The following is a 12,330-nucleotide window of genomic DNA, read 5'->3' as shown; positions in this document are numbered from 1 at the left end:
CTTTTCCTTACAGGTGAAAATCACCCTGATACAGTTTGATATCCAGTGTGGTAGTCATTTGCTGGTAGCGGATCAACACGCGGGTGAACAGCAATCCCACCAGCATTGCCAGAGAGCGGTAGCCCAACGGCAAGCTACGATAACCAAAACGCAGCGTTTGTGCGCGATGAATAGCCAGCGCCTCGTCTAACAGGATAAAAATAAACCGCCAGGTCAGCAGGATCTGCTCAGTTAGCAGGCGAGGAACATGCGCGCGTTTGAGTAAGATAATTAATTGCGGAAACGGCAGATTCAGCACCAGCCAGAAAGTTGCCGCCAACGCGGCAAGGCTGCGCCAGAAGGTTTCATTGGCGGTTACCACACCTGGTGCACTGATCCCCAACCAGTAACTTCCCACAGGTATGCTGGCCAACAGCGTCTGTGGATCGCGGCTGATGCTAAACAAAATGGTCACCACGCCAACCGTGAGAAAACCAAACGGTAATGCCATCCAACGGCACCAGCGCCAGAAGGAAATACGCAGCAGCCAGCAGCTCAGCGCGGCAATAAGTAAAAGCTCAATACCCTGCCCCAATGGGGGCAGAGTAAACGCCAGAATCATCATCACCAGCCAGAGCAGAAATTTCCGCACCGGCGAGACATGAACCCAACGGCTTTGATAGCTAAGCCTGTCAAGCCCGGTCATCACGGCGTTGCCTGCCCTTGGTGTAACCCAGGATATAGAAAATCACGGCTGCGCCAAGCGATCCCTGGAGCGTAAACAGCAGACTTTCAATTTCACCGCTTGCGGGTTCATACAACGGCTGGAACCAGGGCTCATAATGCGGGGCAATAGCCTGAATCTGGCTTTCCGCCTCACCATCTGAACCGCCGTACTCCCCACCGTGGTTGATAAAGAACGGCAGGATCACCAGCGCCACTACCATGCCCAATATAATCAGCGTCTTTTTCATCGTTAATGCCCTTGTGCGGTTATCAACTGGCGTTTGGTTAGCTGATCGTAAATCAGCACGGTAAGTAACCCTTCCGCTATCGCAATTGGGATCTGCGTCAGGCAGAAAATCCCCATGAACTTGATGATTGAGCCGGTAGCGCCAGCGGACGGATCCGGGAACGCAACGCCCAACTGCACCGAGGTCACGAAATAGGTGACGAGATCCGCCAACATCGCGCACAGGAAGACGCAGACATCACGACGCAGCCCTGCACGGCAGGCCATTTTCCACACCATGTAACCCACTACCGGGCCAATTACCGCCATCGACATGCCGTTCGCGCCGAGCGTTGTCAAACCACCGTGTGCCAGCAGCAGAGCCTGGAACAGCAGGACAATCGCCCCAAGGATGGCTACCACGCCCGGTCCAAACAGGATAACCGCCAGGCCTACACCGGTAGGATGTGAGCAGCTTCCGGTAACGGAAGGAATTTTCAGCGCCGACAGCACAAAAATAAAAGCGCCACACAGGGCCAGCAAAACCTTCTGGTGGTTATCCTCTTGCACAATTTGGCGCAGACGTACCAGCCCGTACCACAGGCAGGGTAAAAACAGCAGCCACCAGGCCAGCGCCCACATCGGCGGCAAGAAACCTTCCATAATGTGCATGGCGAACGCTTGTTCAGGAACAATCATCAGTAATAGCGCCGCAGCCAACCCGCTGAAAGACAGCTGTTTTAGCTGTTGTTCAAGCTTCATTGTGCATACTCCCACTGTTTATTGACCAGAATGGTCGAGAAATAAGGCAGCGGCTGATCGTCGCTCACCTCATCGAGATGACGCCAGCACTGTTCACCTGGCAGCGTGGCTTCAGACATCATTAATGCACAGTCCAACAAACCTTCTTGTTGTAGCAGCGCTTTGATACGTGCAAAACGACCGTACACTTTCATCAACACCAGACTGTCATGCTGTTGTAACGCTTGCTGGATTTCCGCTTCCGGTGCAGTACAGGAGACCACCGCCAGTGACTGCTGCTCCATAGCGAGCGGCGTTTTGGAACGCGCGGCAATCGCGGCGAAAGACGTGACGCCAGGAACGATTTCCAGCCAGTCAGGACAACCAATACGCTGAAGTAAAAAGACCCAGGTGCTGAACAGCATCGCATCGCCGAGAGTGATAAACCCCACCTGTTTACCGGCCTCGACTTCCTGAACCAGCGCGGCAGCAACTTCATCCCAGACGGCCTCTTTTTCAGCGCTATCGGCACTCATAGGAAAATGACAGCAGCGGACTTCGGTCTGTTCACCGATATACTCACGTACAATCGACAATGCCAGACTGTCGCCGCCTTTACGCCCGGCAGGCGCATAGAGAATATCCAGCGCGCCCAGCGTGCGTGCGGCACGCACGGTAATCAAGTCGGAAGCACCTGGCCCGGTGCTCAGTGCATACAGTTTTCCGCTCATGCAGCTTCCTCCAGCGCCACATTAAGCGCCTGCTGTAAATGTGCCACGAACATGGCGCGAACCGCCGGGTTCTCACCCAGACCACTAAGCCACGGCGTAGCCGGTATCCCTGCTGCATTGAACAACGTTTTCCAGGAATCATCTTCGTCGGAGGCCATATCGTTGATGGCATGGTCGCCAGCGACTAACATCAGCGGCATCAGATGCACCGCCGTCACCCCTTCCTGAGATAAACTTTCAATCAGCACATCCACTTCCGGATAGCTTTCCACCGCCCCAACCCGCGCGGGAAAGCGCTGCGCCGTCATCATGTGGTCGAGACAGGCATAGGCGGCAAAAGCATGGTGGCTGGCACCGTGTCCCATAAAGACCACTTTTTCACTTTCGCCAAGCGCCGGCATCTGCTGTTGCAACGCCAGCATCAACTGTGCGTAATCTTCATGGCTGCTCAGCAGCGGTACACCCAGCGTCAGGCGTGAAAACAGCGGACGCATACTTTGCACTTCGCGGACAATTTTTTCGTATTCGTCGCCATTGATAATGTGCAGTGACTGAATAGCCACATCCTGATACCCCTGCTCCGCCAGTTTTTGCAGCGCCTGTAGCGGCGTGTCGATTTCAATACCGTCTCGCTGCTTGAGCTTGCGGATTATCATCCCGGAGGTAAACGCCCGGAACAGGTCGCGGTCAGGGCAGCTAGCTGCAAGATCGCGCTCACAGGCCACGATATTTTTCTCGCAGGTGTCGTGATAGCTGGTGCCAAAGCTGACCACCAGAAGCGCCTTTTTCATCTCAAACTCCTTAAGCAGTGGCCAGCCAGCGCGTTAAACGCGCCCCAAAGGCGGCCTGACTTTCCAGTAACTCTTCTCCCGTCACCAACGGTGCCGGACGTGTAATCACAATGCAGGGGATTCCGGCATCCAGACAGGGTTGAACCTTTTCCTGATAACCACCTTCAGCGCCAGATGCTTTGGTGATCACCACATCAGCCTGGCACTGGCGATAAAACGCGGCGTTGAACTCGGCGCTAAACGGCCCGCACAGTGCGAAGATTTCACCGACACCAAATCCCAGATCCGCGCATTGCTGAATGACCTTAGGAACAGGCAGAACGCGCGCCAGCAGCTTTTTTTCAGGCAACCCTTCGCGCCAGATGGCCAGATCTTTACTGCCGGTCGTCAGCAGCACACGATCGCCGAAGCGTCGCGCCACCTCACAGGCTTGCGGAATGCTTTGTACGGTGTACAGGTGCGGGTGAGTTAAACCACTCAACTGCTCAGGGCGCTGGTAGCGGCTCAGCAGTACGCCCGCCGCTTCGCAGGCGCTCATGATGTTGCGGCTCACCACCTCGGCGTACGGATGCGAGGCATCGATCACCCAGTGCGTCCGGTTTTCCTGTAGCCAGGCAATCATTTGTTCGCGCTCCAGACGCCCGCAGCGCACCTGGCCTTTGATGTCTCCCGCCAGTTGTTTCCCTGTTGGGGTTGCAACTGACAGGGTGTAGGCCACGTTTGCCGCATCCAGTTGCTGGCACAGCATGCGCGCATCGCTCGTACCGCCCATGACCAGCACATCACCGTAATTCACAGCACATAACCTCGTGGCGTGATCATCAGGCCGTCCTGAACATAGGTTGTTTTGTTACCCACGATCACAAGGCTGGTCATATCAACCGGTTCGAAATCCATTTCACCGAGCGTGGTTAACCATTTTTCCTGCTTTTTACGTCCGGCAGACTTCACAATACCCACCGGCGTTTGTGCGCTTTTGCTGGCGGAAAGCAGTTCAAATGCGCGCGCCAGATGACCTTCGCGCCCCCGACTGCGCGGGTTGTAGAAACAGATAACAAAGTCTGCCTCACCGGCGGCAATGATGCGTTTTTCGATAACCGGCCACGGCGTTAACAAGTCGCTTAAGCTGATGTGGCAGAAATCGTGCATCAACGGCGCGCCCAGCAAAGAGGCGGCGGCAATGCTGGCGGTCATGCCAGGTATTAGCCTGACCTCAACATCCAGCTTTTGCTTGCTGACCAGTTCGAGCACCAGCCCGGCCATACCGTAAATCCCCGCGTCACCGCTACTGATCAGCGCCACGTTGTGACCCGCCTGTGCCAGTTCGATCGCCGCCTGGCAGCGTTCAATCTCTTTGCACATTCCGGTTTTGATCACCTGCTTGTCACCCGTGAACGCTTTTACCAGATGGGTGTAGGTTTTATAGCCAACGATGATTTCCGCTGCCTGCAGTGCTTCAACGGCTTCCATGGTCATCATTGCCTGCGAGCCAGGTCCAATTCCAATTACGCTTAACATCAGTGTGAAACTCCCAAAGTGATAGTGACGCCCTGTTCTCGCAGGGTCTCGCCTAACAGTTTTCCGTGGCTCAACAGCCAGGCTGCAGGACCGGAAACGCTTCCTGTACCCACCGTTTTGCGAACAAACGATGAGGCCGGAAAACGGTGCTCATGCTCACGCAGCGCGTCAGCGGTAAATGTTTCGAAAGGAACGCGGCAGCACGAAGCCAGTTGGATAAGTCCCTGTTCATCTTTTTTCAGCGTGATGCTGCCAATCGCTTTTAGCGCCAACGGATCAAGCTGTTGAGCTTCAAGTTGCCGGGCAAGCAGCGCAGCCAGTAGAGGGAACGGCGTATCACGGCGACAGCCAATTCCGGCCACAACCCGCTGTGGCACCAACTTCCAGTGCGGAACAGGCAGGTCAGGTAAATTGGTACGTAAGGTGATGCACACCAACGCATCCAGTTCAGGGAGCTGGTTGAGATCGGTAACCGTGATAAATCCGCGCCGGTCGCAATGGCTGACATCCTGCGTCAGTTCGTCATCCCACCACAGACCAACCCGCTTATTGCTGACCAGCATCTGATTCACGATTTTCACCGCCGAACGGAAATCACTCATCCGGGCATTCAGTTGAAATGCCAGCGTATCCAGTGCCGCCATATCGTTCACATCCGTCGCGGTAGTGATAACCGGGTCAGCGCCCAACATGCCCGCCAGATAACGCGCCAACGCATTGGCACCGCCCGCGTGGCCGGAGAGCAGGCTGATGACATGCTGGGCACGTTCATCAATGACCACCACCGCCGGATCGCAAAACTTGTCGTTGACCAGCGGGGCCAGTACGCGCACCGCAATACCGGTCGCACCGATAAAAATCAGCGCCGAGTAATTCGTAAACGCTTCGCGGGCGGTATTCGCAAAGCCGTTTTCAAAGGGAATAAACCCCTCCTCCAGCAGCTTTTCACTGGTAAAACAGGTAACCGGCAGCATAGCTGCCAGACGTTTCGCCAGCACAACGCCGCCAGGAGTCAGGCAAAAAAGCGCAATTGACTCAGGCTTTACGGTATTCATGGCTAAAGTCCGCCGCATAGAGTTTGGAGTAGTGATACTCCGAGCCCAGGAAATTACCGACCAGAATAAGGGCCGTTTTACGGATGCCCGCATCGCGAACCTTGTCGCCAATATCCGCCAGGGTCCCGCGCACGGTCTGGCTTTCCGGCCAGGTCGCTTTATAGATCACCGCCACGGGCGTGGTCGCCGGATAGCCGCCTTCAATCAGACGCTCAGCCACCCGATGAATGCGCTGGACGGAAAGATAAATCGCCATTGATGTCTGGTGGCTGGCAAAAGACTCCAGCTGTTCACGCTCTGGTACCGGGGTGCGGCCTTCCAGGCGCGTAATGATCAGGCTCTGTGAAACTTCGGGCACGGTATACTCAACGCCCAGCTCTGCCGCCGCGCCGAGGAACGCGCTGACGCCGGGTACCACCTGCCAGTCAATCCCGCGTTTGGTCAGCTCCTCACCCTGCTCGCGTACGGAACCGTACAACGAGACATCGCCGGTTTGCAGGCGCACAACGGTCTTGCCCGCTTTCACTCCGGCTTCCATCAGATCAAGGATCTGCTCCAGATGCAGTTCGGCACTGTCGTGACATTCAGCACCGGCAGGGCAATACTCCAGCAATTCAGTGTTAATCAGCGATCCGGCGTAGATAACAACCTGCGCCTGCTGCAGCAACCGGTAACCTTTGAGGGTAATCAGCTCGCGATCGCCAGGACCTGCGCCAACAAACCACACGCTACGGGGATCAAAAATCTCAGACATGGTTTCCTTCCTTCTGACAGGCGATAACAAATACGGGGTTATTCGGTTTAAAATAGTGACCATTGCCAAGCGTGGTAAGCGAGGAAACCTGTAGCTGCAGGCAATCCACTCCCTGTACGCCAAGATGATCCAGATGTGCCAGCGCGGTGTTGAGGTTTTCCTGGAGGATAAACGTCATTACCAAACGCCCTGCGGGATGCAATTGGCGCATCGACCAGTCAATCAGTTCGGTCAGATGGCCGCCGCTGCCGCCCATAAAAATGGCATCGGCTTTTTCCGCGATAGTCATGGGAGCAACGCCGGGAAAAATATCGATATTTGCGCAGGCAAAATGCTGGCGGTTTTCATCCAGCAATCTGAGCGCCGCCGGGTTACGTTCGATGGCCGTTACACGTAATCCGGGATATTGCAACGCGGCTTCTATCGACACGCTGCCGGTTCCGGCACCAATATCAATCAGGTGACTGGCGCGGTGTAATTCAAGTTTTGAGAGGGCAAGTGCGCGTACCGCTTCTTTGGTCATCGGCACTTTCTCTCCACGCAGAAACAGCTCATCTTTCATCAAGGATCACCACTGCATTCATGTCATAGTCAGCGTTAACTTCACGCACAGGCAGGAAATGGATCTGTTCGTTTTCCATCGCCAGGTTTTCGCCAATCACCATCCAGCGATGCCCCTTGCCTCGGGCAATGAGCTGCTGCGCGATTTCACGCGGGCCACACAGCGCATCAGTCACCATCGCCACCTTGTTATGTCGCGCCAGCTCATCAAAACAGACGCTGCGGCCATGGCTACTGGTCAGCCACATATCGTTCATATCAATACCGGACTGCGCGCACAGGTACTGCACCGCACTAATGCCGGGAATAATCCGCACATTCTCAATACCAAAATGCGCCACCATGCGCGTCCCGATGCCGTAAAACAGGGGATCGCCAGACGCCAGTACCACAACATGCTTCTCCTGGTGCGCGCTAATCCAGCTCAGGAGTTCCGGGATATTGGCGCCAAGAGCAAACTGTTCACCGGCAAAATCCGGGAATTGCTGCAAATGCCGCTTTCCACCGACCAGAACATCCGCCGTCGCGACCGCTTCTCGTGCCGCAGGCGTCATCAAATGCAAACCGGCGGGGCCCATCCCTACAACGGTTAACATTGCATCTCCTCAGCAATCTCTGCGACCGGACGATTACTTCCAAGAATCTGATTATCAAAAGAAAACATGATGGCATCGCAGGTCGGGGGATTTTTGGTAAAACGCAATGTTTGCAGGACACGCATACAAATGCGCTGAGCCAGATGGTCATAAATGTGCTGGAAACCGTACGCGTCGATATGTTCCATCGCCGCTTCGGTGGTATCGCACTCGCTGACCAACGTCAGCAGTTCCAGCGGTGCGCCAAGTAGCGCGAGGTGGGCCACCAGCGTTTCCATGCGGGCATCGGCAATATGGCTATGAGTGTGGAAGATCCCCGCCGCGATTTTGACGAGCTTACCGGGGTGCCCCACCAGTACGATTTGTCGGAACCCCAGACGTACGGCTTCTTCAATCATGTAACCGACAAAGTTGCTCATGGTGACCACCACCTGGGTGTCGATACCCATCTGCTCGCGCACAAAACGCTCGCCGTGGTTTCCCGGCACCAGTACAACACGCTCCAGCCCTGCCGCCCGCTTAATTTCCAGCTCCAGCGACAGTGAACGCTTCCAGCTCTCTTCTGACATCGGCGTGACAATACCCGTGGTGCCGATAATCGAAATGCCGCCAAGAATGCCAAGACGAGAGTTGTAGGTTTTTTGCGCCCGTTCTTCGCCTTCTGGCGCGAAGATTTCAATCTGCGCCCCACGATTTGGGCCAATCGCTTCGCGGACGGCTGATTCAATGGTCTGGCGAGGTGTACGGTTAATCGCCGAACTGCCCACCGGCAGGCCAATCCCCTTGCGGGTTACCGTACCGACCCCTTCACCGCCCTGTAAGGCAATCACGCCACTATCGTCTAACGTCACGCGGGCAAAAATCAGCATGCCGTGGGTGGCGTCCACATCATCTCCACCGTCTTTGCGGATGGCCGCTATTGCCTGCTGCCCTTCGATATGCGGTGACTCCACGTTCAGGCACAGCGTCACCCCGGAAGGCGTCACGATGGAAACCTGATGGATGAGGTGTTGGCGCAATACCATCAACGCGGCAACTTTTGCTGCAGCCGTGGCGCACGATCCCGTGGTATATCCTTTACGCAGCGCTTTACCGTTGTGCCACACCGGCGTATCGAAGGCCTCGCTCATCGCGCCCCCTGCATGTGATAAAGCATGGCGTTGACGATAGCGGCGGCAACGTTGCTTCCCCCTTTGCGGCCTAACGCTGCAATGGCGGGCAAATTGCTTTGGGTCAGGGCATCTTTCGACTCTTCAGCACCAACGAACCCGACCGGTACACCCACCACACCGCTGACGGCAACATCATGCTCAAGCAGGCGGAACAGCGCAGTCGGCGCGTTGCCAAAGACAAACAACTTTTCCCCCTCTTCCTTCACCGCAATGTCGACTGCCGCCATGGACCGGGTAATACCCTGCTCTTTTGCCGTACGCACAACCCGCGGGTCGCTGATGTAGCAGCGGCATTCACCGCCGAATTTTGCCAGCAGCGTTTTATTGATCCCGGAAAGCGCCATCGTGGTGTCGGTGTAAATCACGCTCGAACGGCTAAGCGCCGCACAAAACTGCTCCAGCACATCACTGGAAAACCACAGAATGTCCAGCCAGTCGAAATCTGCCGTCGTGTGAATAACCCGCTTGATAATGGCTTCATGTAACGGACTGGCAAACTGATAGTCCGGACGGGTTTCACGGATGATCTTGCCAATAATGTCGAAACTTTTGGCTTCAATCGCCTGGGGTTGCTGGATGTATTGCATTATGTTGTCCTCAGGCTACACCGACCCATAGCCACCGCAGCGCAATAAACAGCGCCAGTGCCAACGTCGATGCCACCCACATCAGTCGAATCGTATGGGAAATGTCGTCTACCGAAATGTCGCGTTGTGCATCACCGATCCACGGTTTCTCAACGCGCTCGCCAAAGTAGTCATTAGGACCACCCAGACGAATGCCTAATGCCCCGGCTACGGATGCCTCTGACCACGCACAGTTTGGGCTGCTATGGTTGTAGCGATCGCGCCAGCCAATCTGTAAAGCTCGCGAGCCGTCTTTACGGCATAAAAATGCCGCCACGCCCAGCAGCAGCCAGCTCAGTCTTGCAGGAATAAAGTTCGCGACATCGTCCAGACGCGCGCTGACCATACCAATAGCGCGGTATTTTTCATGTTTGTAGCCCACCATGGAGTCAAGGGTGTTTACCGCTTTGTAGGCCATCGCCAGGGGCGCACCGCCGAGGAGGAGAAAGAACAACGGCGCGATAATGCCGTCTACGGTGTTTTCAGCCACGGTTTCCACCACCGCGCGATTGATCTGCTGCGGTTGCAGCTGTGAGGTATCACGCCCCACAATCCATGACAATTTTTCCCGACTCTGAGCAAGGTCACCGGCCCGTAGCGGACGTTCGACATCCTGCGCGGCATTTGCCAGGCAGCGTCCGGCCAGCACGGTAAAGATCATCCATACCTCTACCACCCAACCCAACCAGGGATGAATAGATTCTGCCAGTGCCAGCACGCCCCAGGACACCGCCCAGGTCAGACCAACCACCACAATCCACATCACCGCACCGCCAATGCGCAGCGCACGGTCGCTATGACAGTAACGCCGAACAATTCGCTGCACGGCAGATATCAGATTGCCAATCCAGCGCACCGGATGTGGCCAGTTCTGCGGATCGCCGATGATAAAATCAAGCAGCCAGGCAACACACCACGCAAGGATCGTCATAGCGCACTCCTCGCAGCTGCCAGCCAATGGTTAAGCATCTGCGGACGTTGAGCAAAATGAACGTGTAGATAGCTGGCGAAGGTGTTTCCGACCTGCCAGCCGCCGGACCAGGCTTGCAGCGTTTTACCATCGCGCACTTTGCGACAGTTCATTACCGCTGGCGTTTCAGGGGTAAAATCGGAGTAGTGGAATTCATGTCCGCGCAGCACTTCGCCTTCTGCAGCTAACAATGTTTGCTGCGCGGCCTGCGCTTCGCAATAGCCAAATCGGGTCAGACGTTTCCCCATTTTGCTGTGGCCGGGAATGATATCCGCCATCAGCCAGGTATCGCCGTTGCTGTCCTCAAGCGAACTGCCGAGATACATCAGCCCGCCGCACTCTGCATAAATCGCGACGCCACGTTGATGTGCCTCTCGCAGTTGATTCAGCATCGAGACATTGCGAGCCAGCGCCGCAGCGTGTAGCTCTGGATATCCGCCACCTAACCAGATCATCTGACAGTCCGGTAAACAGGTGTCGTGCAACGGGCTAAAACGGACAACTTTAAGCCCCGTACGTTCCAGCAGCGTAATGTTATCCGGGTAGTAGAAGTTGAAGGCTTCGTCATCGGCAATGGCAACCGTTAGCCCTGCTCCGGCGTCTGCGGCAGGAAGCGCGGGCCATTCGCCAGCAGGAAGATTGGTTGACTGGCTTAATGTCAGAAGCGCGTCGATATCAAGGGTTTGCTCCAGCGTCGCGGCAAAAGCCTGCCACGGTTGCTGATTGATAACCGACTCACGTGCGGTTACTAAACCCAGATGACGTTCGGGAAGGGCAACCCCATCCATACGGGGTACGTAGCCCAAGACGGGTACATCGCAGTAACGTTCGATTGCGACTTTCAGTAACTGGTAATGAGTTTCGCTGTTAACCCGATTAACAATAACCCCGGCGATGTTCAGGGTGGGATCAAAATGCTGAAAACCCATTACCGTTGCGGCGATTGAAGTGGAAACGGCTTTGCCATCAACCAGTAAGATGACCGGACAGCCTAACTGTTTAGCCATCGCGGCGGTGCTGCAGTAGTTTGGGTCGGTACCATAGCCGTCATACAGCCCCATAACACCTTCAATAACGGCGATATCCGCATGTTGCATCTGCTCGTTGAATAGAGCGTTCAGCGTGGGGACGGGAAGCATGAAGCTATCAAGATTGCGGGAAGCGGTACCGCATACCGCTGTATGCCAGCCGGTATCAAGGTAATCAGGACCTACTTTGCAAGGCTGGACGCGCAAACCGCGTTTTTTCAACAAGCTCAACAAGCCCAGCGTCACCGTGGTTTTACCACAGCCGCTTCCGGTACCTGCAAGAACAAATGCGTGAAAATTGGCCGCCATACCCTGATCCTGTTCAGGGTGGTAGGGGTGTAGAGATACCCAGTCTCTCGACTGTATGCATCTGAACCACCCACTTCCCACCGAAGTTGTTGGTAGTCACTGACAGGCAGGTCTTCTGGCTTAGCGTCATCCTCACCCGTCCTTCCCAATCTTGCGATCAGTGGTCCATACGGGGTCGTCAGCATCACAGCAGCGGGGGCTGCGGGGGATTCTCACCCCCTTCCCTACCACAAATGTGGCAAACCTGTCAGTTCAAGAGCCTGGTTAATTAAGCTCTCTGTTATGAGGTAAATTCACGACCTCATGACAATAATTCAATTTAATATCTTTCCGAGTTCATTCAACCAATTTTCTGGCCTTAACCCACTTATTCACACGTTCACTTTTTGAATGAAAGTATCAGCTAAGAATAAAGAAAGTCATTCACACAGACACTGTATCTCATCACAAAAATAAAAACTGGTGCAGTTTATCCCTCTAATACCATTATTTTGTTGCGCTATGACAATTTATTGACTGCTGTTGTCACATTTCATTTTATAATGAC

At 55.0% G+C, this 12,330-nt stretch carries 15 protein-coding genes and 1 riboswitch; all 15 genes read right to left on the bottom strand.

The annotated features are described in order from the left end of the window. Window positions 1-7 precede the first annotated feature (7 nt). The 15 genes from OGY10_RS03715 to OGY10_RS03645 are packed head-to-tail and all read right to left on the bottom strand — an operon-like array spanning window position 8 to window position 11,783. Window positions 8-685, bottom strand: coding sequence for an energy-coupling factor ABC transporter transmembrane protein (locus tag OGY10_RS03715; RefSeq protein WP_008785133.1), 678 nt, complete (start codon window positions 683-685; stop codon window positions 8-10). Beyond that, a complete protein-coding gene (locus tag OGY10_RS03710; RefSeq protein WP_003030289.1) occupies window positions 672-953 on the bottom strand; it encodes an energy-coupling factor ABC transporter substrate-binding protein in 282 nt (93 codons plus the stop codon). Before OGY10_RS03710 ends, OGY10_RS03715 begins: the two co-directional genes overlap by 14 nt. Window positions 954-955: 2 nt before the next feature. Beyond that, window positions 956-1,693: a cobalt ECF transporter S component CbiM gene (gene cbiM, locus OGY10_RS03705; RefSeq protein WP_003834098.1), complete on the bottom strand. Its 738-nt coding sequence runs from the start codon at window positions 1,691-1,693 to the stop codon at window positions 956-958. Continuing rightward, on the bottom strand, window positions 1,690-2,403 hold the full coding sequence (locus tag OGY10_RS03700; protein WP_057067535.1) for a cobalt-factor II C(20)-methyltransferase: 714 nt from the start codon (window positions 2,401-2,403) through the stop codon (window positions 1,690-1,692). Before OGY10_RS03700 ends, cbiM begins: the two co-directional genes overlap by 4 nt. Next, the gene (cbiK, locus tag OGY10_RS03695) at window positions 2,400-3,194 is read right to left on the bottom strand and encodes a sirohydrochlorin cobaltochelatase (protein ID WP_008785135.1); all 795 of its coding nucleotides are present in this window, start codon (window positions 3,192-3,194) and stop codon (window positions 2,400-2,402) included. Before cbiK ends, OGY10_RS03700 begins: the two co-directional genes overlap by 4 nt. Window positions 3,195-3,204: 10 nt before the next feature. Then, the gene (locus OGY10_RS03690) at window positions 3,205-3,990 is read right to left on the bottom strand and encodes a cobalt-precorrin-6A reductase (RefSeq protein WP_286576293.1); all 786 of its coding nucleotides are present in this window, start codon (window positions 3,988-3,990) and stop codon (window positions 3,205-3,207) included. Then, window positions 3,987-4,712, bottom strand: coding sequence for a precorrin-3B C(17)-methyltransferase (locus OGY10_RS03685; protein ID WP_032943891.1), 726 nt, complete (start codon window positions 4,710-4,712; stop codon window positions 3,987-3,989). Before OGY10_RS03685 ends, OGY10_RS03690 begins: the two co-directional genes overlap by 4 nt. Further along, complete coding sequence (gene cbiG / locus OGY10_RS03680; RefSeq protein WP_003834107.1) at window positions 4,712-5,767, bottom strand: cobalt-precorrin 5A hydrolase; 1,056 nt, start codon at window positions 5,765-5,767, stop codon at window positions 4,712-4,714. Before cbiG ends, OGY10_RS03685 begins: the two co-directional genes overlap by 1 nt. After that, the gene (locus OGY10_RS03675; protein ID WP_003030275.1) at window positions 5,748-6,521 is read right to left on the bottom strand and encodes a cobalt-precorrin-4 methyltransferase; all 774 of its coding nucleotides are present in this window, start codon (window positions 6,519-6,521) and stop codon (window positions 5,748-5,750) included. The genes cbiG and OGY10_RS03675 overlap by 20 nt, the downstream gene beginning before the upstream one ends. Further along, entirely contained in the window at window positions 6,514-7,083 is a 570-nt protein-coding gene (locus tag OGY10_RS03670) for a decarboxylating cobalt-precorrin-6B (C(15))-methyltransferase (RefSeq protein WP_008785138.1), read from the bottom strand. Before OGY10_RS03670 ends, OGY10_RS03675 begins: the two co-directional genes overlap by 8 nt. Then, the gene (locus OGY10_RS03665) at window positions 7,073-7,678 is read right to left on the bottom strand and encodes a cobalt-precorrin-7 (C(5))-methyltransferase (RefSeq protein WP_003834111.1); all 606 of its coding nucleotides are present in this window, start codon (window positions 7,676-7,678) and stop codon (window positions 7,073-7,075) included. The genes OGY10_RS03670 and OGY10_RS03665 overlap by 11 nt, the downstream gene beginning before the upstream one ends. After that, window positions 7,672-8,808, bottom strand: a complete 1,137-nt coding sequence (gene cbiD / locus OGY10_RS03660) for a cobalt-precorrin-5B (C(1))-methyltransferase CbiD (RefSeq protein WP_191227063.1) — start codon at window positions 8,806-8,808, stop codon at window positions 7,672-7,674. Before cbiD ends, OGY10_RS03665 begins: the two co-directional genes overlap by 7 nt. Continuing rightward, window positions 8,805-9,437, bottom strand: a complete 633-nt coding sequence (locus tag OGY10_RS03655; protein WP_032943893.1) for a cobalt-precorrin-8 methylmutase — start codon at window positions 9,435-9,437, stop codon at window positions 8,805-8,807. Before OGY10_RS03655 ends, cbiD begins: the two co-directional genes overlap by 4 nt. A gap of 10 nt (window positions 9,438-9,447) precedes the next feature. Then, entirely contained in the window at window positions 9,448-10,407 is a 960-nt protein-coding gene (gene cbiB / locus OGY10_RS03650) for an adenosylcobinamide-phosphate synthase CbiB (protein ID WP_191227062.1), read from the bottom strand. Beyond that, window positions 10,404-11,783: a cobyrinic acid a,c-diamide synthase CobB gene (locus tag OGY10_RS03645; protein ID WP_079935269.1), complete on the bottom strand. Its 1,380-nt coding sequence runs from the start codon at window positions 11,781-11,783 to the stop codon at window positions 10,404-10,406. Before OGY10_RS03645 ends, cbiB begins: the two co-directional genes overlap by 4 nt. An 88-nt stretch (window positions 11,784-11,871) precedes the next feature. Next, window positions 11,872-12,046: riboswitch (cobalamin riboswitch) on the bottom strand. Window positions 12,047-12,330: the final 284 nt, after the last annotated feature.

It is taken from the genome of Citrobacter sp. Cpo148, assembly GCF_030332375.1.
Classification (GTDB): Bacteria; Pseudomonadota; Gammaproteobacteria; order Enterobacterales; family Enterobacteriaceae; genus Citrobacter; species Citrobacter portucalensis.
The sequence above is the reverse complement of the archived record's forward strand: the minus strand, read 5'-3'. Positions and strand labels throughout refer to the sequence as shown.